Origin of the sequence: Sorangium sp. So ce381 (genome assembly GCF_051473845.1) — a bacterium.
Classification (GTDB): Bacteria; Myxococcota_A; Polyangia; order Polyangiales; family Polyangiaceae; genus Sorangium; species Sorangium atrum.
The window spans coordinates 7523792-7546326 of the sequence record NZ_CP150336.1 but is presented as its reverse complement, the minus strand read 5'-3'; the positions used below and the strand labels follow the sequence as shown (position 1 = coordinate 7546326).

Sequence of the window (22535 nt, the reverse complement as noted above, 5' to 3'; positions counted from 1 at the left end):
CACGCGCCTCGCCCCGGCGCCTTGCAAACCAGCGGATTTGCCGGCCGAAAGCAAACTTGCGCCAAGACGAAAATACGAGAAAACTCGTGATCTGCGACCCACGACAAGGCATCCTAGGTCTGGGCGATGCCCGATGTGCGAGCCCCTCGGACGAGGTGAGTCCTATGAACACGTGGGCGAGACGATTCATCGTTCCTGTGCTGCTCACGGCGAGTTACGCGGCCATGGGTGGTTGCACCGCGATGATCGGCGGCGGCGATGACCCGGAGGCGAGCAGCGGCTCTGGCGACGGGCCTGGGAGCGGCGCTGGCAACGGATCTGGCAATGGATCTGGCAACGGGTCTGGAACCGGAGACGGCGCCGGAGGGGACGGCTCGGCGGGGGGTGGCCCCGGCGTCGAGCCGACGGTGTGTGTGCCGGGCATCCCGCGAACGTCGGCGCTGCCGCGGCTGACGAGGGCGCAGTACGACAACACGATTCGCGATCTGGTCGGCATCGACAACCAGCCGTCGTCGATGCTCGCGCCGGATGGCGTCGGGAGCGTCGATCAGCGCGCGTGGGACGGGTACAAGACCGCTGCAGCGACGGTGGCGGCGGCGGTGATGGCGGACCCCAGGGCGCGCGCCAAGACCATCCCGTGCACGCCGTCGGGCGACGGCACCGCGTGCGCGCACCAGCTCATCGATACGCTGGGACGGCGCGCCTTCCGGCGACCGCTCACCGAGGAGGAGAGAGGGCTCTTCCAGGCCCTCTACGCTCGCCGCCAGGCGCTCACGCCGACCGGCTCGTTCGACGACGGCGCCCAGCTGATCATCGAGGGGTTCTTGCTCTCGCCCTCCTTCCTGATGCGAGCCGAGATCAGCGAGGAGCCCGAGGGGGAGTACTTCGTGCTGAACAGCCATGAAGTGGCGTCGCGCCTCTCGTACCTGATCTGGGGGACCATGCCGGACGACGCGCTGTTCGCGGCAGCGGACGCCGATGCGCTGCAGACGCCGGAGCAGATCCTCGCTCAGGCGCAGCGAATGTTGGCGGATCCCAAGAGCCGCGGGATGGTCAAGGCCTTCCACGAGCTCTACCTCCACATGGGCCCCGGCACGCGCTGGTCGGACATCCAGCGTGATCCGGCCGCCTTCCCGGACTTCAAAGCGTCGATGGGCCCGCTCCTGTCGGAGGAGACCGAGCGCTTCATCGAGCACGTGGTCTTCGATCAGGCCGGGACGTTCCAGGATCTGGTCACCACGCCTGTGGGCTTCGTCAACGCCTCGCTGGCGCCGCTCTACGACCTCGATCCTGCGGAGTTCAACGGCGCGGAGCTCGTGCCGGTCGAGCTCGACCCGACGAAGCGCTCTGGCCTCTTCACGCGCCTGGGCTTCCTGGTGTCGCACTCGGGGTACGACCGGACGTCGCCCATCCTGCGCGGGGCGTTCTTGCAGAAGGAGGTCCTCTGCGCGGACATCCCGCCGCCGCCGCCGATGGTGGAAGGCACGCCGCTGCCCACGGACGAAAGCCTGACGACCAACCGCGCTCGGGTCGACGCGCAGACGGCCGGAGACTCCTGCAAGTTCTGCCACCATACGTACATCAACCCGGCGGGCTTCGCGTTCGAGGCGTACGACGCCGTGGGGGCCTACCAGCAGACCGAATCGTTCTCGGGCGCGCCGATCGACACACGGGTGGACGTCGGCGTGGGCGACGACACCGTGGCGGTCGACGGCCCGGTGGCGCTCTCCGAGGCCATCGCGAGCTCTCCGGCAGCGCACAAGTGCTACGTGCGAAAGTGGGTCTCGTTCGCCTACCAGCGCGAGCTGAACAACGAGGACTCCTGCACCGTGGACGAGCTGACCGCCAAGCTCACCCAGGGCGGCTACACGGTGCTCGACCTCATCGCGGACCTCACACAGAGTCAATCGTTCCGAGTTCGTGCCCTGCAGGCGGAGGTGGAGCCGTGAACCGAAGACTGTTCCTGCGTGGACTTGGTGGCGCGGCGCTCGCCGTCCCCTTCTTGAATACGCTCGACCGCTCCGCGCGAGCGCAGGAAGCGCCGTCGCCGCGCCGCCTGGTGATCTTCTACACCAACAACGGTTGCCTGACGAACCGCTGGTTCCCGACGATCGAGAACGGCGCCGGGAGCGTCACCGCGGCGTCCCTGGAGACGGCGCAGGCGGACGGGAAGCCCCGGACCCTCGCCCCGCTCGCGCCCTTCGCGTCGAAGCTGCTCTTCCCGCGCGGGCTCGCGATGCCGCTGAACGGCTTCAACAACAAGATCGACGGTACGGCTTATTTCGATCCCCACGATCAGGGCATGGGCAGCAAGCTGACCTGCGCGCCCCTCGATCCCACCGGAGATCACTGGGCGCTGTCGCACTCGCTCGATCACGAGATCGCGCAGCGCTTCAACCAGGGCACCAACAAGGTCCCGCTCGTGCTCTCCGTCGGCAATGCGTTCACGAACGTCAAGGGCATCGTATCGTACTCGGCGCCGAAGACGCCGTACGCGCCCGTGACCAACGCGCGCACGGTGTACAGCAGCCTGACCGGGCTCTTCACGAGCGGCACCGCGACCGAAGCGGATTATCGCGTGGCTCGCGGCGAGAGCATCATCGATCTGGTGAGCCATGACCTGAACGCCTACAAGGCCCGCAAGATGAGCGGCGGCGATCGGAAGAAGATCGACGACTGGCTCTCCCTGCTCCGCGAGACCGAGCAGCGGGTCGTCCCCTCGGCTTGCACGGCGGAGTCGGCGACCGCTCTCGGCATCACGGACGCCGCCCTCACGCAGGCGGGCTACCCCGCTCGCGGCGGCGGCTTCCCCAGCAGCGAGACGGTGTACACGCTCGGCAGCGAGATGATGATCCGGCTCATCGCGCTCACGATGATGTGCGACAACAACCGCTCCATCGTGCTCCAGTGGCCGGGCTATGTGACGTTCAAGTGGGACGGCATCGCGCACACCCACGATCATCACGGGCTCTCGCACCGGAACGGGAGCGCCGCCGTCGGCGGCCAGTGCGTGAGCGGCGTCATCGAGCAGATCCACGAGATCGATCGCTGGTATGCGGGTCGGTACGCCAAGCTGGTCAAGACCATCGACAGCGTCGAGGAGGGGGGAGGCACCATGCTCGACAACTCCGCGGTCATGTGGCTGCCGGAGCTCGCCGACGGCAACGCGCACAACAACAACAACTTGCCCATCGTGATCGCCGGCAGCGCCGGCGGTTACCTCAAGCAGGGCGTCTCGGTGAACGTCGGGAGCGGGAAGCTCGAGGCAGGCAACAGCGAAGCCTCCTGCTCGAGCGGCGCGGAGGGCGAGAGCAACAGCGGCAACACCGGCTCGTCGGGCGGAACCGTCCCGCTGAACAAGCTCTACACGACGTTGATCAACGCGCTCGGCGCCGGGACGCCCAACTGGGTTCCGGTCGATCGCTTCGGCGTCTCCGATGCGGTCGCGGCCGGCTTCGGTGGCAGCGGGCCGGCGTTCACCACCGACGGTGCAGGCAACGTCACCGACGGGCCTGGCATCAGCAATCCGGGGGAGCTCGACGCCATCAAGGCGTGAGGCGGCCGAACGTACGCCGCAGGCCCGGAACAGCACGCACATGGGAGAGCGCCGTCGGCGCTCTCTGACTTCCACGATCGGTTCGAGCGTGACCGCCCGACCCTCACCTCGCCGGCGGGCGCGCGCGGGCTGGCCCAGAGGACAGCGGCGCGCCGATCCCGGTCGACTGCCCGGCGCGGTGGAGCGCATAGGCGATGCCGCTCTGAAGGGTGCCCATGGTGACGATGGACTTCAGCTCGATGTCCAGGCTCACCATCGCCTGGGCGACCTCGGCGCGTGTGCCGGTGAGCACGGCCTCCGTGCCGAGCAGCCGCAGCGCATTGGCGGTCCCCACGAGGGTCTGCGCAATCTGGGTATCGATGTGCTTCATCCCCGTGATGTCCAGGATCACGACGCGCGCCTGGTTGCGCTGGGCGCCGTCGAGCGCGACCTCCAGCACCTGGGCCGCCCGCGCGGCATCCATGGTCCCGATGAGCGGCATCACCATGATCCGATCGGTGATCGGGATGAGCGGCGTCGAGAGCTCCGCCAGCCTCGACTGCTGCGCCTCGAACATCTGCCGCTGCAGCGCGGCCCGGTCCCGCTCCGCCTGCTCGCGCTGCGCGAGCTCGATCTTCAGCCGCTCGTTGCTCGCGCTGAGCTGCGTGTTGGAGCGCTGGAGCTCCTCGGTGCGCTGCGCTACCTCGGCCTCGAGCCGCCGGTTGGCGTGCAGGACTTGCTCCTTCACGACCCGCATGCCCGAGAGGAGCAGCGCGTTCTCGATGGATATCGCGGCCTGGGACGACAGGAGGCCGAGCAGCTCCACGCGGCTCGCGTTGAACGCCCTGCTCGCGGCGTTGTTCTCCAGGTAAAGGACGCCGCTCATGCGGCCCTGGTGGATCAGCGGCAGGCACAGGACGGATCGCGTGCCCTGCCGGAGGATACACGGGTCGTCGGAGAACCGGGCATCGGCGCTGGCGTCGTCGAGGACCAGCGGCTCGCGGGTGCGGGCGACGAACAGCGCGACCTTGTGCGGAAGGTCGGGGCGCACATCGAGCGGCTCGCTCGGCCCGAGCGCGAGCGTCCCGGGCTCGACCCCGAAGGTCGCCTCGACGAAGAGCCGCCCGTCCCGCTCCAGGACCAGCGCCCCCCGCTGCGCGCCGGAGTTCCCGAGCACGAGCGTCACAAGGCGTTCGATCACCCGCTCGAGCTCCGTCTCGCCGGCGATGCCCTGCACGGCGCGCACGATCAGCGCAGCGTCCCGCAGGTTGCCGACCGTCGTCCGGCCGAGGATGGTCCCCGCGTGCGCCGGGCCCGACGTCGCCGAGGGGATGGACGAGATCGGCTCGCTGCCGATCGAAGAGGGCAGCAGCGCGGCGTGATCGCGCGCGAGCGCGTCCGCCTTGGCCGTCGCTCCCCAGTGCCGGTAGCCGAGGTGCGCGTCGATCATGTAGGCGCGCGCCACCTTCGTCCTGCCCTCGTGGAGGTGCAGCATCGCGCACAGCTCGTTCGCGAGCGCCTCGTCGTGAGGAAACTCGTTCTCCCGGGCCAGGGAGATGGCCCGGTCGTAAAGGCCCATGGCCTCGAGCTGATCGCCGGCGACGCGCGCCTCCTCGGCCTGGATGAGCAGCAGCAGGTGCTGGAAGTTCATGGGAGCGCTCGCGGCGAGGCCCGCGATCCGCTCCTTGTGGCGGGCGATGGTCCGCGCGCGGCGCTCCGCCTCGTCGGGCGAGGCCGCGGCGGGCAGCGCCAGGAGCGCCATGCAGGTATAAAAATGCAGCTTTGTCGGCTGATACATGCCGAACATGGCCGCGCTCCTGGCCTCGGCGTCCTCGCCGCTCGCCGCGGCCCCCTCGCGATCGCCACAGAGATAACGAAGCTGCAGCTTGAGCATCGCGTGAACGAAGAATGCCGGAAAATGGTCCCTCTCGTTGAGCTTCGCGAGGAACTCGCTCTCATCGAAATGGTCGTCGTTCAGGCTGTCGCGGCCCCGCGTCTTTCCTTGCAGGCTCGTGATAGCCTGTCTCACGAGCGTCAGCACGGCAGTGGTGAGCACGTCGCTCGTTCGCCGCGACACGACGAGGCCTCGCCCCACCTCCTCGCGCAGCTCCTCGAGCGGATAGCCCGCGGTGAACATGTTGCAGACCGAGGACATCCATGCGCTGCCGAGATAGGCCAAGTCACCTGACTCCAGCATTCCTTGGCGCGCCTTCAGGAAATAAGTCATCCCGTCACGCACGGATTCGAACAGGTGAGAGCACGCGGCGAAGACGTTGTTCACCCTGGCGGCCAGGCTGGCGTTTCGGAGCTTGTCGCTCAAGGCAAGGCCGAGCCGGCCGAACGCACGGCCCTCCGCGGGCCGCCCGTGCAGGGCAGCGAGCATGAACCCGTAGGCAGCATACCCGAAGGCGGACACGTCCGAGTTCCCGTACCTCAGGGAGGTGTTGACCTGCTTGAGGACGAACAGCGGGTAGATCTCCGGGCTCATCGTGAAGATCGACCCGCTCATATCGCTGAGGAGCTGCAGCAACGCCGTTTGCTCCGGGTTGTCCATCCTCGGCGCATCGATGAGGTCTTCGATGCGCCGTCCCGCCAGGTTCGCCTCGAGCTCCGCGAGCTCGGCCTCGAAGCACGCCTGCCGCTCCGCCTCGGTGCGCGGCAGCGTGAAGCCGAGCAGGCTGAGGCCCTCGCCGCCCACGCGCACCGCGTCCACGAAGCTCCCCAGCGTCGTGTAGAGCAGCACGCGGAGGGTGTAGACCTGCGCCAGCTCCACGTTCGACCTCGCTCGGGGCAAGAGGGACGTGAAGAGCGCCTCGGCCCGCTCGGGCGCGCCGCTCAGGTACACGCACTCCGCGTTCTCGCGGCTGAGCGTGAAGCAGAGATCCTCGTGGCGCCCCCAGCCCGCGTCCCCGAGCAGCGCTATCCCCGCGCTGAAGTGGCCTGCGGCCACCTGATAGGCTGTCCTGGTCTTGGCCGCCCTGCCGGCTCGCAGGTTGAGCCGGGCGAGGGCGACCCGCTCGGCCTCGTCGGCGATGCCCCGCGCGCCCAGGTTCAGGTGGCGAACGATGTCGAGCAAGTCCTCGTCCGGCGGCGCCTCGCCGGCCCGCCCGCGGAGCAGCCGGCCGATCGCCAGGTGCAGCGCTTCCTTGTGCGAAGGCTCGACCAGCGAGTAGGCCGCATGGCGCACCCGGTCGTGCAGGAACCGATACGATACCTTGACCTCGGAGGGGGCCGAGGGCTCCGTGCCCGCGCTCTCGTCGAAGAAGCGATAATCGCTGTCGAGCGGCACGATCACGCCTCCGCGCAGCGCGTCCCACAGATCGGCGGCCGTCGCGGCGGGCGATTTCTCGTGGACGGCCGCCAGCGTGGTGAGATCGAACGCGTGGCCCAGGCACGCGGCGAGCTTCAGCGCGCGCTGCGTCGCCGGCGGGAGCCGGTGCAGCTTGTCGAGCATGAGGTCGACCACGTTGTCGGCGGCGACCGCCTCCCGGACGCGCGCCACGTCCCATGCCCAGGCCTCCGAGGGCGCATCGAACCACAGCGCCCCCGCGTCGTGGAGCGCGCCGAGGAGCTGGCCCAGGAAGAACGGGTTGCCCTCGGTCTTCTCGAAGACCAGCGCCGCGAGCGGCGCGCTCGCATGCGGCTGCGCGCTCAGCGTGTCGGCGACGATCTGCGCGACCGTGGGCATGTCGAGGGGCTTGAGCGTGAGCTCGGCGATCGCTGCGCCCGCCTTGCGAAGCTCGCCCAGCGTCGCGTGCAGCGGATGGGCGGCGTCCACCTCGTTGTCCCGGTAGGCGCCGACGATCAGGAGGTGGTTTCCCTCCACGTCCGTGAGGAGGCGCTGGAGGATCCTGAGCGACGCCGGATCGGCCCACTGAAGATCATCGAGGAAGAGGGTCAGCGGGTGCGTCGAGGCAGCGAAGACCTGCACGAAGCGCTGCACCAGCAGATCGAAGCGGTTCCTGGCCTCGGTCGGCCCGAGCGCCGGTACGTCCGGCTGAGGCCCGAGGATCAGCTCGAGCTCCGGGATCAGCTCCAGGAGGAGCTGCCCGTTCGCGCCGACCGCAGCGAGCAGCTTGCGTTTCCACCCCTCGACGGCCGCCGCCGACTCCGTCAGGATCTGCCGGATGAGCTCACGGAAGGCCTGCGCCACCGACGCGAGCGGGACATCCCTGTTGATCGGATCGAACTTCCCTTTCGCGAAATACCCACCATGACGGGCGATGGGCTTGTGGATCTCGTTCACCAGCGTGGTCTTGCCGACGCCGGAGTAACCCGAGATGAGCACCAGCCCGGCCGCGCCCTGGCGAGCCCGATGAAAGGCGGACAGGAGCACATTCACTTCGTGATCCCGGCCATAGAGCCGCTGCGGAACGCGCAGATCCAGGGGCCGGTCGTGCTGGCCCAGGGGAAACGGATCGGCGCGGCCCGCTGCCTCCCACCGCCGGAGGCACTCCTCGAGGTCGAGCTTGACCCCGCGGGCGCTCTGGTATCGGTCCTCCGGCATCTTGGCCAGGAGCTTCATGATCACCTCCGAGAGCGCGCGGGGCACCCCCGGCGCGCGCTCGTGCGGCGGCGTCGGCATCCGCGCCATGTGGCTGTGAATGAGCGCGGTGGGATCGCCCTCCTGGAACGGGAGGGCCCCTGTCAGCATCTCGTAGAGCGTGACGCCGAACGAGTAGAGATCGGCGCGCAGATCGACGCTCCGGTTCATGCGGCCAGTCTGCTCCGGGGCGATGTGCGACAAGGTGCCTTCGAGCGCGTCCGGGGGGGCCGTCTCCGGTGTCTCCCTCGAGATGCGCGCCGCGATGCCGAAGTCGACGAGCCGCGGGCTGTGCGTCTTCTCGTCGATCAGGATATTGAGCGGCTTGATGTCCTTGTGAATGATCCGGAGTCCGTGGAGCGCGTCGAGGGTGCCCGAGAGCGCGATGCCGATACGGAGCGCCGCGCCCACGTCGAGCCTGCGCGCCTTCAGCACGGCGTGCAGCGAGGAGGGGCCGAGGTCCTCCATGATGAGCGCGAGGCCCCTGCCGCACTTCTCGATGGCGTGCGCCTTGACGACGCCGGCCACCTCGCCCGCGTCCCGCAGGATCGCGAACTCGCGCCGCAGCCGCGCGAGATCCCTGGCGGTCGGGAACTCGGACCGAGGCATCTTGACCGCGACCGGCGCGCCGTCCTCGTTCCGGCGGCCGCGGTACAGCACGCTCTCGGAGCCTTCGTATACCCTCTCGAGCAGCGTGTGACCTGATAGATCGATCATGGCACCAAGGTCCCGTATTCCGCGTCAGCCACCCAAAGGAGCGTGACGCCCCCACACATCATCTCGAGCCTCCGCCGTCCCCCGGTCGGACAGAGGCTCGCCCGCCGGCAGAATACGCGGCAAGGCATGGAAGTCCAGCCTGGCGACGCTGAGCGCTCCTCGCGACTTCGGGCGGCATCCTCGGGGCGCCTCCCCGGGCATTCCGTGCGGGAATGGAGCGAAGTGGCGAACTTGGCGCCATGACAGTCTTCGCCCTGAACCGGCGCGACTCCCCGCTACAGCGCTGGTGGACCGGTTCGATGCGGTGTCGCTGAAACCACAGATTCAGAGGTTGGTGGCCGCGAGCACGCCCCGGTACACGTCATCCACGCCGATCTCACACCCCACCGACGACAGCGCAGCCCGAGCGCCGGGGCCATGGACCCGGAGCACCCAGCTCCCGTCGGCCTGACGCGCGAACACCTCGATGCGAGGCGCCTTCTGTGACGCCAGGACGACCTCTCGGATCGACGCCACGGTCTGGTAGTGCGCGAACTCGTCGCCGCGATCGTACGCCTCGCTCGAATCGGAGAGCACCTCGATCACGAGGACCGGGTTCAGGAGGGTGTCGCGCCGCTCGTCCTCGAACTCGGGGCGGCCGCAGACGACCGAGCCATCCGGGTAGACGTAGCGATCCGCGGCGGGGATCTTGATGCGCATGTCGGAGTTGAGCGCCACGCATCCGCGCTCGCCCAGCGCGTTGCCGAGCAGTCGGCCGATGTTCGCGGCGATGGCGCTGTGCTCGAACGTACCGCCGGACATCGCGAAGAGCTCGCCGCCGGCGTACTCGTGCCTCGCCTCCGATGCGCGCTCGAGATCGAGGTATTCTTCCGGCGAGAGCTTCCGTCGCGGCGCCGCTTCTCCCATGTGCGGCAGTGTCGCGCGCCGGGCTTCCGATGTCCACGCAGCCGGGCGGACCGCCGCGGCGTCGGGGGCTGCGGTGAGCGGGACCGTCCACCTCTCGCTGCGCCGGTGATACCGTCGTCCCGCGATGGACCGCACGCTCGTCGACGAGGGGAGCTCCCGCGATCCGGGCCCGGTGCCCATGCCCGCGGGCGGGCTCGCGCGCGCCCCCGGCGAGGTGCTCGATCGCCGCTACCGGCTCCGCGTCCGCCTCGGCCGGGGCGGCTTCGGCGACGTGTGGCGCGCTGAGGAGCTCCTGCCCGACGGCGCGCCGTTCCGCGAGGTCGCCCTCAAGCTCCTCGTCTCGGACTTCGCCGACGCAGCCGACTGGGCCGACGAGGCCAAGCTCCTCGCCTCGTTCCGCCACCCGTCGCTCGTCACCATCTACGCCGCCGGCATCCTCCACGGCGCGCCGAAGACCCCGTTCGTCTCGATGGAGCTGCTCGAGGGCCGGAACCTCGCCGACCTGATCCGCTTCCGCCGCCGCATCCCCTGGCGCCGCGTCGTCGCCTGGGCCCGCGACGTCGCCGGCGCGCTCGACGTCATCCACGCGCGCGGCGTCGTCCACCTCGATCTCAAGCCCGCCAACCTGTTCCTCACGCAGGACGGCGCCCTCAAGGTCCTCGACTTCGGCATCTCGCGGCGCGCAGGCGCCCCCGTCTCCCGCGCCTCCGGCGCGCCCCCCGCCGTCGCCGTCGGCGGCGGCCACGACAGCGGCGGGAGCGACCTCGGCACGGCGGCGTTCCTCGCCGAGCGCGACGTCTACGCCTCCACGCGCCGCGCCTTCGCCGGCGCGGACAGCCCCGCCGCCGCGCGCAACGTCATCGGAACACCGGGCTTCATGGCGCCGGAGGTGCTCGAGATGGCCGAGCCGACCGCCGCCACCGACGCCTACGCGCTCGCCGTCTGCATCGCGCAGCTCGCCACCGGGCGCCTCCCGCACGCCGTGCCCGACGAGCCGGACGACTGCTCCGACCCCGCGAGCGTCTCCGCCTGGTGGACCGAGCTGCGCGCCGCGACGTTGCGCGGCACCATGCGCGACCTCGAGCGCGACCCCGCGCGGCTGCCGCGCGGCCTCGTCGCGCTCCTCCAGCGCCTCCTGTCCGTCGACCCCGCGCACCGGCGCGTCACGCCGGGGAAGCTGACGCAGCTGCTCGACGAGGTCTGGGAGCGGCCCCACGGCGTCCCCGACCGGCCGTACAGGGGCCTCGCGCCGCTCTCGTCCACCGACGAGGGGCTCCTGTTCGGGCGCGACGACGACGCCGCGCGCCTCGGGCGCGAGCTCGAGTTCGAGCCGTGCGTCGTGCTCCAGGGGCCGCGAGGATCGGGCAAGACCTCGCTCGCCTCCGCGGGGCTCGTGCCCCACCTGGCGCGCCGCCACGTCGACCAGAAGGACGACTGGATCGAGGCGCGCCTCACCCCGGGCGACGACCCCGACGGCGCCCTCGCCCGCGCGCTCGCCGCCGTCTCGCCGGAGCTCGAGTCCGCGGACCTCGACGCCCTCACCAGGTTCTGCATGGCGTCCGCCGTCGGCGTCGCGCTGATCGTCGACCCCATCGCGCCCCTCGGCGGCGGGCGCCTCGCCGCCCTCGTGGGCGCGCTCGCGACCGGCGAGCCGCGGCGAGGCCTCCGGCTCATCGGCGTGCTCGACGAGGCCGACGACCGCACCGCGGCCCTCCTCGCCACCCCGGCCGGCGAGGGCCTCCGGGCCGCGCTGCGCTACGTGGGGCTGCCCGCCGCCGCCGCCGTGAAGGACCTCGTCGCAGGCCCGGCGAAGCTCGCCGGCGCCGAGGTGCGCGGGCTCGCCCAGGTCGCGGCCGAGGCGCAGCGCGAGCTCCGGAGCGGCGGGGCGGCGCTCTCGTTCATCGCGCTCGCCCTCGCCGAATGGTGGGAGCGCGCGCGCGACCCGCGCGGCGCGCTGAGCGGCGAGGCATGGCAGGAGCTCGGCGGCGTGCGCGGCGCCCTCGCGCGGCACGCCGACGCCGCTGTCAAAGCCCTCGCCCCGGAGGATCGCGCGATCGCCGACGAGGCGCTGCTCCGGCTCGGCGCGATGGACGGGTCGCGCGTCCGCTGGGCCGAGGCAGAGCTCGTCGAGGCCGTCGCCGCCCCGCCCGCGGACGTCGACCGCGTCCTCGGCGCCCTCGAGCGCGCGCGCCTCCTCGTCCGCCGCGACAGGACCGTGGAGCTCGCCCACGAGTCGCTCGTCTCGAGCTGGCCGCACGCCGCCGCCACCCGCGCGCTGCACATGGAGCGGCTCATCCTGCTCGAGCGGCTCCGCGAGGCCGCCGACGTGTGGGATCGCTCCGGCGAGAGCCGCGATCTCCTCCTGCGCCGCGACCTGCTCGATCAGGTGAGCAAGAGCGCGGCCTTCGCCTCGCGGCTGCCGCGGCGCGAGCAGGCGCTCGTGCGCGAGAGCCTCCGGCACGCCCGCGCCCAGCGCGCCAAGAAGATCGGCGCGGCCGTGGCGCTGGGGCTCACGGTCGCCTCGGCGTTCGTGGCCGAGCGGTGGGTCGCGGCGCGCCAGGCGCAGACGGAGGCCAAGGCGCGCGAGGCCGAGGAGCGCGCCGAGCTCGCCGAGCTCATCGGCAAGGCGCGCCGCACGGAGGACCCGTACCACCGCGCCGCGTGGATCGCCGCGGCCCTCGCGCGGCGCGCGGACGACGCGGCGCTGCCGCTCGATCTCGCGTCCGCCGCGGTGGGCCTGCCGCGCGCGCGCTTCCTGACCGTCGACGGCGTGGTGGGGCCGGCGCTGCCGTGGGACGATCGGTGGGTCATCGCCGGCGGCCCCGGGGGCTCGCTGCTCGTCGCCGACCTGCGCCCGCCCGACCCGGAGGTCATCGACGACGTGGCGCTCGACGCCGATCCGGAGAGCGCCCCGCGCGCCAAATCGCCGCGCGTCCTCGCGCTGCGGCCGCACGACGCCCCGCACGTGGAGCGCGTGCCGTTCGCGTTCGACACGGCGCTCGCGACGCGCTCGGTCACCGGCGAGGTCCGCGTCTTCCGGCTGCGGGAGGGCGGGACGGTCGCGCTGGCCGCGGTCGCGCCGGTGCGCTGCAGCAGCGCCGTCCACGCGGCCGAGGCGGCGCCCGTCCTCGCCTGCTCGACCGACGGCGGGATCGCGCGCTGGGACATGCGGCGCGGCGGCGGCGCCGAGGCTGTCGATCGGCACCCGTTCCGCGGCAACGTGCTCGGCGTCTCGCCCGACGGCGCGCACGTGGCGGCGGTGCTCGGGCGCAGGGCGCTGCTCTGGGGGCCCGGCGCCGGCGCGGGCGCCGAGATCACCCTGGGCGCGCCCGCCGTGCTCGGCCGGTTCAGCCCGCGCGATCCCGTGATCGCGCTCGTGCAGCAGAGCAGGACGGCGATCTACGCCCTCGACCGGCCCGAGGCGCCGCTCTTCGAGCTCGACACCGATCCGGCGCCCGCGTCGGCGCGTTGGGACGCCGGCGGGCTCGATCTGGGCGTGTGCGGCAGCGGCGGCAGCGTCTGGCACTACCTCCGGAAGGGCGGTCGCGCCGCGGGCGATCCGCCGCCCGAGGGCTCGCCGTGCGAGGCGTCCCCGGGCAAGGGAGCGCCGCGGCCGCTGCGCGCGCGCGGCGAGATCGCCGACATCGCCGAGCGCGACGTCGGCCCGCACGCGCTCGTCGGCGGGTGGCGGCTGCCGGACCGGCGCGTGCTCACGCGCGACCTCGTCCTGTTCAGCCCGGGCGCGCCCGCCGCGGAGCGCCTCCTCGGGTTCGAGGGGCTCGACCCGGAGGGGAGCCCCGAGGTGCGCGACGCGGCCGCCTCGGCCGCCGCCGCGCTGCGGCGCGGGGGCGTCGTGGCCTTCGAGATCGGCGGCGAGGTGCGCCTGTACGACGAGGGCTCGCGGCGCCGCACGGCCGCGCGGAAGGGCCACCTGCTGCGCGCCTGCGACGACGGCCGGCTCATGGCGTACCGCCGGGACGAGGGGGTGTGGACGCTGTTCGACGCGGTGACCGGCGCGACCGTGGAGGTGGTGCCGAGGGCGCCGGCGCTCGTGCTCGGCGTCGACGCCGCCTGCCGGACGCTGTTCACGCAGGAGCTCGACGGAAACGTCGTCGCGACGTCGCTCCGCGACCTGTCGTCCCGCACGATCGCGGTGACCGACGGCTACGTCTACGAGGCGCGCCCGAGCGCCGCGCGCGGCGACGTCGGCCCCGGGCTGTGGCTCGCGTTCAGCTCCGGCGCCCTGGCGCGCATCGACGAGGCGCGGGGCGAGGTGCGGGTCCTCGGGTACGCCACGCCGCGCGCGACCGCGATCGCGGACGGCCCCCTGCCGGGCGACGCGGCCTTCGCGGACGCGACGGGCGTCGTCGTGATCCGCCGCGCCGGCCTCACCGAGCGGGTGCTCGAGGGCGTGAGCGGGGCGGAGTGGGAGGACATCGCCGCCGCGCCCGACGGCAAGACGTTGCTGCTCTCGTCGGCGGACCGGATCGCGGCGCTCGACCTGGAGCGGCACGAGCTCGTCGGCGCCATGCCGTCCGACGGCCGCGAGCGGCTCGCGCCGTGGGACGCCGAAGGCTCGGTGCTCTCATGGTCGTTCGGCCGCGTTGGCGGGGCGACCGGCCACGTGGTGCCCCGGGGGCTGCCGCTCGCCCAGCGCGTGGGAGAGGCGGTGTCGAACCTGAGGGCCCAGGGGAAGCGGCTCGTCCCGCGGCCGTGAGGCCGCGCCGACGCGGCCGACGCGGCAGGTCAAAGCCAAAGCCCGCCGTCGCGCTGTATTGTAGGGTCTGCCCTCACCCGCGCGCGATCGTGATCGCGCTCGCGCGAGAGCAGAAGGCGTTGGCTCCGCTGCGGGAACGACGTAGGCTGTGGCAATCGTGCCCGCGTCCGAACCGAACCTGAATGCATCGCTGTTCCTGTGCATCACGTTCTTCCCGAGCGACCGCCTGGCGACCGCGGTGCTGAGGCTCGTGTCCAGCTTTTGCGGGATGATCCTGGACGACGCGAATGTGAGCTCGCGGTTCTACATGGCCGCGCACGAGCTCGCCGAGAACATCACCAAGTATTCGACGGGCCCCAAGGTCAGCCTGGAGCTCGCGCTGGAGGAGGCCGAGAGCTCCTGTATCCTGAAGATCCGCGCGCGGAACGAGGCCTCTCCCGACCGCCTACGCGAGGTGGAGAGGCGCCTGCTCGAGCTGAAGACGACGAGCGATCCTGTGAAGCACTACGACGAGCTTATCCATGAGACGGCGATGGTAGAAGGGGTGTCGGGGCTCGGCCTCGCGCGGGTGCGCGCGGAGGGCGGGCTCGACGTGGACTACAAGATCGAGGGGAACGAGCTGACGATCATCGCGCACGCGCCGGTTGGGAGATGGAGGGGAGATGAGCAGCTTAAAGGTTGAGTCCGTCGTCACGGACAGCTTCGGGATCGAGCCGGCCCTGAGGGAGGACACCCTCAGCATCAAGCTCACCGGCACGGGCGACATGGCGGCGGCCGCGCCGCTCGGCTCCTACTGCAAGGCTCTCCAGGCGGAGGTGGCGCGCCTCTCCGTGAGCGCCGTGGAGTTCGACGTAAGGTCTCTTTACTTTCTGAACTCGAGCTGCCTGAAGGCGTTCATCAGCTTCATCTGCGGGCTCGCGGGCCAGGGGCTGAAGTGCAGGGTGCAGTTCGTCACGGACGCGAGGCTGGGGTGGCAGCGGCGGAGCCTGACGGCGCTCGAGCGCATGTCCCCCGAGCTGGTCTCCATCGCGGACGCCTGAAGCGCATCGCGGACGCCTGAAGCGAGGACTGCAGGACACGATGAAGAAGCGCCGGACGATCGCCCTCCTGATGGACTACGTACGAGGCGAGTACCAGTCCGAGGTGCGTTTCGGGGTCGAGCGCGCCGCCGAGGCGCACGACGTCAATCTCGTCATCGCCTTCGGCGAGACGCTCGCCCTCCCCGGGGCGGCCAGCACGGCCCAGAACAGCATCTATCACCTCATCGGCGCGGAGACGGTCGACGGCATCCTCGTCGCCTCGACGACGCTCTGCCACCACGTCGGCATCGAGGGGATGAAGCGGTTCTGCCGGTCCTACGCGCCGCTGCCGATCTGCAGCCTCGGGATGGCGATCGACGGCATCCCGAGCCTCGTCGTCGACAACGGCCTCGGGCTCGATCTCTCGGTCGGGCACATCGTCGACGACCACGGGCGCCAGCGCGTCGCGTACATCGGCGGCCCGCCGAGCAACGAGGAGGCGGAGGTCCGCGCCGACGCCTACCGGCGGGCGCTCGCGGACCGCTCGCTCCGCGTCGACGAGCGCCTCGTCGCGTTCGGCAGCTTCACGATCGACACCGGGCGCGCCGCGATGCGGGAGATCATCGGGCGCGGGGCCGCGTTCGACGCCGTGGTCGCCGCCAACGACAACATGGCGCTCGGGGCCATCGAGGAGCTCAAGGCGCACGGCCTGAGCGTCCCGAGGGACCTCCCCGTGTGCGGCTTCGACGACGCCGTCATCGCGCGCTTCGCGAAGCCGTCGCTGACCACCATCCGCCAGCCCATCAAGCGCATCGGCGCGCGCGCCGTGGACATGATCGTGCGCATGATCGAGGGCGAGCCGGTCCCCGAGTACAACCTGTTCCCGGTCGAGCTCACGCTGCGCGAGTCCTGCGGCTGCGGCTACCAGGTGGAGCCCGTGGGCGCGCCCTCGAGCAAGGCGTGGAGCGCGTCGCTCCCTTCCGCTGGCCAGCGGGACGACGTGGAGCGCCTGATCGAGAAGAGCGTCGCGATCCCCGCCGGCTCGCTCGACGGCTGGGCCGGTCTGCTCCTGTCGGCGCTGGAGGAGGAGCTCGGGGGGAGCGAGGGCCGCTTCCTGCGCGCGATCGAGTCGCTCCTCGACGCGGCGGGGCGCGAGGGCGCGATCCTCGAGCACTTCCAGAGCATGATCACGCTGCTCCGGGAGCAGTACCGCCGGGGCCACGGGGCCCTCCGGGACGCGGTCCTCGACGAGGCGCTCGAGCGGATCTGGCACGCCTCGCGCATCGTCATCGGGAGCGCGTCGGTGCGCGCCGAGGGGCAGCAGCGGCTCAACGTGGAGCTCGCGTCGCTCTACCTGAGCTGGAGCGCGCGGAGCTTCTCGACCTGTTTGAGCCTCCCCATCCTGCGGCGCATGATGGCGTCGGAGCTGCCGCGGATGCAGTTCTCGCGGGTCGCGGTGTCGCTCTATGACACCGCGCACGACCCGCAGCGCACCACCATGAAGGCGCTCTTCCTGATGGAGGACGGCCGCGAGCTGGAGCCGCCGGCGGAGAGCTTCCCGGCGCGCCGCCTCGCGCCCGAAGGGTTCCTGGGCGGCGGAGAGCGTAGGAGCGTGATCGCGCTCCCGGTCGCGTTCGGCGACGAGGAGAAGTTCGGTGTCGCGGTGCTCAACAGCGGCGCCAACGAGATGGTCTATGACGCCCTCCGCCTCCAGATCGGCTCGGCGGTCAAGGCCGCGGCGCTGCACTGGGAGGTCGTGCGGCAGGTGGAGCTGCGCGAGCGGCTGGAGCAGGAGAAGGTCCGCCAGGAGAGCGTCGTCGCGGCGCGCATCCAGACGACGCTGGTGCCGGCGCAGCTCTCGGTCGAAGGCCTCGAGCTCTCCGCGGTCATGAAGCCGGCCGCCGAGGTCGGCGGCGATTACTACGACGTGCTCGCGACGGACGAGGGCGGGTGGCTCGGGATCGGCGACGTCGCGGGGCACGGGCTCGCTGCAGGGCTCGTGATGCTGATGATCCAGAGCATGATCTCGGCCCTGACGCGCAACGACCCGCGCGCCAGCCCCGGGGACATCCTCTCTGCGGTGAACGGGGCGGTGTACGAGAACGTCCGCAGTCGGCTGAAGCGGGACGAGCACGCGACGCTTCTCCTGCTCCGGTACGAGCGGAGCGGGCGGGTGACGTTCGCCGGGGCGCACGACGACATCATCGTGTGCCGCGCGAAGACGCGCCGCTGCGTGTGCATCCCGAGCTCTGGCGTCTGGATCGGCGCGCTGCCCGCCATTGACGCGATGACGCGAGACGCCGAGTTCGTCCTGGAGGACGGCGACGTCCTCGTGCTCTACAGCGACGGCGTGACGGAGGCGCGCAACGCGCACCATGAGCAGTTCGGCCTCGAGCGGCTCTGCACCACCATCGAGTCCTCCCAGGGCGCGCCCGCCGAGGCGATCCGGGACCGCATCCTCGGCGAGGTCGAGGGGTGGTGCCCGAGCCCCGATGACGACATCACGGTCGTCGTGGCGAGGTACAGCGCGCCTCGATAACTGTAACTGTGGCAACTGTGGCCCGAGGCCGCCCGCTTTCCTACATGAGCGCTATCGTCGGTGTCAGCAGAAGGGATTGGATCCGGGTTGAGAACCACGTACGCTCCGCCAATCGTGTCAGTGTCCGAACCGAGTCAGAACGGGTCACTGTTTCTTTGCATTTCGTTCCACCCGAGCGAGCGTATGGCCAACAGCGTGCTTCGGCTGGTGTCCAGCTTCTGCAGCATGGTGCTGGACGACGCGAACGTGAGCTCGCGGTTCTACATGGCCGCGCACGAGCTCGCCGAGAACATCATCAAGTACTCCTCGGGCCCCAAGGTCAGCCTGGAGCTCGCGCTGGAGGAGCGCGAGAGTTCCTGCGTCATGAAGATCTGCGCGCGGAACGAGGCGTCGCCGGAGCGGCTGCGCGAGGTGGAGAGACGGCTCTTCGAGCTGAAGGCGGCGAGCGATCCTGTGAAGCACTATGACGAGCTCATCTGTGAGACGGCGATGATAGAAGGGGTGTCGGGGCTCGGCCTCGCGCGGGTGCGCGCGGAGGGCGGGCTCGACGTGGACTACAAGATCGAGGGCAATGAGCTGACGATCATCGCGCACGCGCCGGTGGGGAGGTGGAGGGTCGATGAGCAGCTTAAGGGTTGAGCCCGTCGTCACGGACAGCTTCGGGATCGAGCCTTCCCTGAGGGAGGACACCGTCGTCGTCAAGCTGACCGGCACGGGCGACATGGCGGCGGTCGCGCCGCTCGGTCTGCTCCTCAAGGACCTCCACGCCGAGGCGGCGCGCCTCCGCGTGAGCGCCATCGAGTTCGACGTGAGGGCCCTTTACTTCCTGAACTCGAGCTGCCTGAAGGCGTTCATCAGCTTCATCGCCGGCCTCGCGAGCCAGGGGCCGAAGTGCAAGGTGGAGTTCCTCACCGACGCGAGGCTGGGCTGGCAACGGCGGAGCCTGACGGCCATCGAGCGCATGTCTCCGGAGCTCGTCTCCATCGCCGACGTCTGACGCGAGAGCCGCGGGAGATGAGCGAGAAGCGCCGGACGATCGCCTTCCTGATGGACTACGTCGGGGGAGACTACCAGTCCGAGGTGCGCTTCGGCATCGAGCGCGCCGCGGAGGCCCACGACGTCAATCTCGTGATCGCCTTCGGAGAGACGCTCGCGCTGCCCGGCGAGGGGGGGGCGGCCCAGAACAGCGTTTATCAGCTCATCGGCCCGGAGACGGTCGACGGCATCATCGTCGCGTCGGCGACCCTCTGCCACCACATCGGGATCGAGGGGATGCGGGCGTTCTTCCGGGCTTACGCGCCGCTGCCCGTCTTCAGCATCGGGATGGCGATCGACGGTATCCCGAGCCTCATCGTGAACAACGGCCTCGGGATCGAGCTGTCGGTCGGGCACATGCTCGACGTCCACGGGCGCCGGAACATCGCGTATGTCGGCGGACCGGCCAACAACGAGGAGGCCAGGGCGCGCGCCGACGCCTACTGGGGAGCGCTCGCGGCGCGCGGCCTCCCGCTCGACGAGCGCCTCTTCGCGGTGGGCGCGTTCACGATCGACAGCGGCCGTGTCGCGATACGCGACATCCTGGACCGCGGTGTCGAGGTCGACGCCGTTGTCGCCGCCAACGACAAGATGGCCCTCGGGGTGATCGAGCTGCTCGCGGAGCGGGGGCTCCGCGTCCCGCAGGACATCCTCGTATCCGGCTTCGACGACGCCTTCATCGCGCGATTCTCCAAGCCGTCGCTGACCACCGTTCGCCAGCCCATGAAGCGGCTCGGGGCCCAGGCGATGGACACGATGATGCGCATGTTCGACGGCGAGGTCGTAGAGGACATGGCGCTCCTCGACGTCGAGCTCACGTGCCGTGAGTCGTGCGGCTGCCGGGTTCAGGCGAGCGCCTCGCTCTCGCCGTCGGCCTCGGCGGCGCGCGACGGGGCGTCCCTGGTCGCGGCGCGGCGGGAGTCGCTGGAGACCGCGCTCAGGAGGAGCGTGGCCATCCCGACTGGCTCGCTCGACGGCTGGCCTGGCGAGCTCCTGTCGGCGCTGGAGGACGAGCTCGCTGGGCGGGAGGGCCGCTTCAGGCACGCGCTCGAGGCGCTCCTCGACGCGGCGGGGCGGGGGGGCGCGATCCTCGATCACTTCCAGGGCGTGATCGATGTGCTCCGGGAGCGGCTCGGCCGGCCGCCGTCGGGCGGCGGGGGCGTCGCTCTCTACGATGCCCTCGAGCGGCTCTGGCACGTGTCGCGCATCGTCATTTCGAGCGCGTCGATGCGGATCGAGGGGGAGCGGCGGCTGAGCGTGGAGCTCGCGGCGACCTACCTCAGCTGGAGCGCGCGGAGCTTCTCGACGTGCCTGAGCCTGCCCAGCCTGAAGCGCGTGCTCGCGTCGGAGCTGCCGGTCCTCGGGATATCGCGGGCCGCGGTGTCTCTGTATGACGACGCTCCCGAGGCGCAGCGAGGTGTCATGAGGCCGCTCTTCCTGATGGAGGACGGCCGCGAGGTGGAGCCGTCGGCGGCGAGCTTCCCGGCGCGGCGGCTCGCGCCCGACGGGTTCCTGAGAGGCCGGGAGCGCACGACCATGATCGCGCTCCCCGTCGCGTTCGGCGACGAGGAGAAGTTCGGTGTCGCGGTGTTCAACAGCGGCGCGCACGAGCTGATCTACGACGCGCTCCGCCTCCAGATCGGCTCCGCGGTCAAGGCCGCGGCGCTGCACCGGGAGATGGTCCGTCAGGTGGAGGCGCGCGAGCGGCTGGAGCAGGAGAGGGTCCGCCAGGAGAGCGTCGTCGCGGCGCGCATCCAGACGACGCTGGTCCCGGAGCGGCTGTCGGTCGCGGGGCTCTCGCTCTGCGCCGTCATGAAGCCGGCCGCCGAGGTCGGCGGCGACTACTACGACGTGCTCGCGACCGCCGAAGGCGGTTGGCTCGGGATCGGCGACGTCGCGGGGCACGGGCTCGCTGCGGGGCTCGTGGTGCTGATGATCCAGAGCATGGTCTCGGCGCTGACGCGCAGGGATCCGAGGGCGAGCCCCGCCAGGGTGATCTCGGCGATCAACGCGGCGCTGTACGAGAACATCCGCGGCCGCCTGATGCGGGACGAGCACGCGACGCTGCTCCTGCTGCGGTACGAGCGGAGCGGGCGGGTGACGTTCGCCGGGGCGCACGACGACATCCTCGTGTGCCGCGCGAAGACGCGCCGCTGCGTGTGCATCCCGAGCACGGGGGTCTGGATCGGCACGCTGCCATCCATCCACGAGATGACGCGAGACGCCGAGTTCGTCCTGGAGGACGGCGACGTCCTCGTGCTCTACAGCGATGGAGTGACCGAGGCGCGCGACGCCCACCATGAGCAGTTCGGCCTCGAGCGGCTCTGCACCACCATCGAGGCCGTCCAGACCGAATCCGTCGTGGTCATTCGTGACCGGATCCTGAAGGAGGTCGAGGGGTGGTGCCCGAGCCCTGACGACGACATCACGATCGTCGTGGCGAGGTACCGCGCCCCCCGGCAGCCCTGACGCATCGGTCGAGGCGCGGCCGACGCGCTCGGCGGAGCGGCGAGCGCCGGGGTCGCGACGGACGACGTGAACGGCGCGCCGGGCGCTCGCGATCGTTCGCTCGCCTACATGAGCACACGGCCGACCAAGGGGGATTGGATCCGGTGCAAGAATTACGTACGCTGCGTGAACCGTGTTAGCTTCCGGACTGAGCCAGGACGCTTCACCGTTCTTGTGCATCACGTTTTTCCCGAGTGAACGGATGGCTAGCGCGGTGTTACGGCTGGTGTCCAGCTTCTGTGGGATGGTGCTGGACGATGAGAGTGCGAGCTCGCGGTTCTACATGGCCGCGCACGAGCTCGCCGAGAACCTCATCAAGTACTCGTCCGGCCCGGAGGTCAGCCTCGAGCTCGCGCTGGAGGGGGGCGAGGGCGCGCGGGTCCTCGTGATTCGCGCGCGGAACGAGGCGTCGCCGGAGCGGCTGCGCGAGGTGGAGCGGCGGCTCTCCGCGCTGAGGTCGGCGAGCGATCCTGTGAAGCACTATGACGAACTCATCTGTGAGACGGCGATGATAGAAGGGGTATCCGGGCTCGGCCTCGCGCGGGTGCGCGCGGAGGGCGGGCTCGACGTGGACTACACGATCGAGGGGAGCAGGCTGACGATCATCGCGCAGGCGCCCGTTGCGGGATGGAGGGGAGATGAGCGGTTTACGGGTTGAGCCTGTCGTCACGGAGAGCTTCGGGATCGAGCCGACGCTGAGGGACGACACCCTCGGCGTCAAGCTCACCGGCACGGGCGACATGGCGGCGGCGCCGCCGCTCGGCCTTTGCCTCAAGGCCCTCCAGGCGGAGGTCATGCGCCTCTCCATCAGCGCGGTGCAGTTCGATATAAGGGCTCTTTACTTTCTCAACTCGAGCTGCCTGAAAGCGTTCATCAGCTTCACCTGCGGGCTCGCGGGCCAGGGGCTGAAGTGCAAGGTGCAGTTCCGCACGGACGCGCGGCTGGGATGGCAAAGACGGAGCCTGGCGGCGCTCGAGCGCATGTCTCCGGAGCTGGTCTCGATCGAGGACACCTGA

13 protein-coding genes are annotated in these 22535 nt (G+C 70.8%); 11 read left to right on the top strand and 2 right to left on the bottom strand.

The features are described 5' to 3' along the window. Positions 1 to 164 precede the first annotated feature (164 nt). Together WMF29_RS28040 and WMF29_RS28035 are read left to right on the top strand one after the other, a co-directional pair. Positions 165 to 1949: a DUF1592 domain-containing protein gene (locus WMF29_RS28040; protein WP_437323205.1), complete on the top strand. Its 1785-nt coding sequence runs from the start codon at positions 165 to 167 to the stop codon at positions 1947 to 1949. Then, positions 1946 to 3556 (top strand): DUF1552 domain-containing protein, encoded by a 1611-nt coding sequence (locus WMF29_RS28035; RefSeq protein ID WP_437323204.1) that lies wholly within the window; start codon positions 1946 to 1948, stop codon positions 3554 to 3556. Before WMF29_RS28040 ends, WMF29_RS28035 begins: the two co-directional genes overlap by 4 nt. A 103-nt stretch (positions 3557 to 3659) precedes the next feature. On the opposite strand, the gene WMF29_RS28030 is transcribed toward WMF29_RS28035, so the two are convergent. After that, on the bottom strand, positions 3660 to 8795 hold the full coding sequence (locus WMF29_RS28030; RefSeq protein ID WP_437323203.1) for an AAA family ATPase: 5136 nt from the start codon (positions 8793 to 8795) through the stop codon (positions 3660 to 3662). 324 nt (positions 8796 to 9119) lie between these two features. Beyond that, on the bottom strand, positions 9120 to 9701 hold the full coding sequence (locus WMF29_RS28025) for a Uma2 family endonuclease (RefSeq protein WP_437323202.1): 582 nt from the start codon (positions 9699 to 9701) through the stop codon (positions 9120 to 9122). 124 nt (positions 9702 to 9825) lie between these two features. On the opposite strand from WMF29_RS28025, the gene WMF29_RS28020 reads away from it, so the two are divergent. The 9 genes from WMF29_RS28020 to WMF29_RS27980 all read left to right on the top strand — a co-directional run bounded on the left by WMF29_RS28020 (position 9826) and on the right by WMF29_RS27980 (position 22535). Further along, positions 9826 to 14418, top strand: coding sequence for an nSTAND1 domain-containing NTPase (locus WMF29_RS28020; RefSeq protein ID WP_437323201.1), 4593 nt, complete (start codon positions 9826 to 9828; stop codon positions 14416 to 14418). Positions 14419 to 14566: 148 nt separating this feature from the next. Beyond that, the gene (locus WMF29_RS28015) at positions 14567 to 15100 is read left to right on the top strand and encodes a hypothetical protein (RefSeq protein ID WP_373372160.1); all 534 of its coding nucleotides are present in this window, start codon (positions 14567 to 14569) and stop codon (positions 15098 to 15100) included. Continuing rightward, entirely contained in the window at positions 15081 to 15458 is a 378-nt protein-coding gene (locus WMF29_RS28010; RefSeq protein WP_437323200.1) for a hypothetical protein, read from the top strand. The genes WMF29_RS28015 and WMF29_RS28010 overlap by 20 nt, the downstream gene beginning before the upstream one ends. 40 nt (positions 15459 to 15498) lie before the next feature. Then, positions 15499 to 17976, top strand: a complete 2478-nt coding sequence (locus WMF29_RS28005) for a SpoIIE family protein phosphatase (protein ID WP_437323199.1) — start codon at positions 15499 to 15501, stop codon at positions 17974 to 17976. A gap of 183 nt (positions 17977 to 18159) precedes the next feature. Further along, positions 18160 to 18615: a hypothetical protein gene (locus WMF29_RS28000; RefSeq protein ID WP_272094116.1), complete on the top strand. Its 456-nt coding sequence runs from the start codon at positions 18160 to 18162 to the stop codon at positions 18613 to 18615. Continuing rightward, positions 18596 to 18973, top strand: coding sequence for a hypothetical protein (locus WMF29_RS27995; protein ID WP_437323198.1), 378 nt, complete (start codon positions 18596 to 18598; stop codon positions 18971 to 18973). Before WMF29_RS28000 ends, WMF29_RS27995 begins: the two co-directional genes overlap by 20 nt. Before the next feature lie 17 nt (positions 18974 to 18990). Then, entirely contained in the window at positions 18991 to 21480 is a 2490-nt protein-coding gene (locus WMF29_RS27990) for a SpoIIE family protein phosphatase (RefSeq protein ID WP_437323197.1), read from the top strand. A 283-nt stretch (positions 21481 to 21763) separates the two neighbouring features. Then, complete coding sequence (locus WMF29_RS27985) at positions 21764 to 22177, top strand: hypothetical protein (protein WP_437323196.1); 414 nt, start codon at positions 21764 to 21766, stop codon at positions 22175 to 22177. Beyond that, positions 22158 to 22535 carry a hypothetical protein gene (locus WMF29_RS27980; RefSeq protein WP_437323195.1) on the top strand — a complete coding sequence of 126 codons (378 nt, stop codon included), beginning with the start codon at positions 22158 to 22160 and terminating at the stop codon, positions 22533 to 22535. Before WMF29_RS27985 ends, WMF29_RS27980 begins: the two co-directional genes overlap by 20 nt.

What these genes read in the sequence shown, in the direction of transcription:
- WMF29_RS28040 (WP_437323205.1), top strand. Translation starts at nt 165, where the DNA reads ATGAACACGTGGGCGAGACGATTCATCGTTCCTGTGCTGCTCACGGCG.
- WMF29_RS28030 (WP_437323203.1), bottom strand. Translation starts at nt 8,795, where the DNA reads ATGATCGATCTATCAGGTCACACGCTGCTCGAGAGGGTATACGAAGGC.
- WMF29_RS28025 (WP_437323202.1), bottom strand. Translation starts at nt 9,701, where the DNA reads ATGGGAGAAGCGGCGCCGCGACGGAAGCTCTCGCCGGAAGAATACCTC.
- WMF29_RS28020 (WP_437323201.1), top strand. Translation starts at nt 9,826, where the DNA reads ATGGACCGCACGCTCGTCGACGAGGGGAGCTCCCGCGATCCGGGCCCG.
- WMF29_RS28010 (WP_437323200.1), top strand. Translation starts at nt 15,081, where the DNA reads ATGAGCAGCTTAAAGGTTGAGTCCGTCGTCACGGACAGCTTCGGGATC.
- WMF29_RS28005 (WP_437323199.1), top strand. Translation starts at nt 15,499, where the DNA reads ATGAAGAAGCGCCGGACGATCGCCCTCCTGATGGACTACGTACGAGGC.
- WMF29_RS28000 (WP_272094116.1), top strand. Translation starts at nt 18,160, where the DNA reads ATGGCCAACAGCGTGCTTCGGCTGGTGTCCAGCTTCTGCAGCATGGTG.
- WMF29_RS27995 (WP_437323198.1), top strand. Translation starts at nt 18,596, where the DNA reads ATGAGCAGCTTAAGGGTTGAGCCCGTCGTCACGGACAGCTTCGGGATC.
- WMF29_RS27990 (WP_437323197.1), top strand. Translation starts at nt 18,991, where the DNA reads ATGAGCGAGAAGCGCCGGACGATCGCCTTCCTGATGGACTACGTCGGG.
- WMF29_RS27985 (WP_437323196.1), top strand. Translation starts at nt 21,764, where the DNA reads ATGGTGCTGGACGATGAGAGTGCGAGCTCGCGGTTCTACATGGCCGCG.
- WMF29_RS27980 (WP_437323195.1), top strand. Translation starts at nt 22,158, where the DNA reads ATGAGCGGTTTACGGGTTGAGCCTGTCGTCACGGAGAGCTTCGGGATC.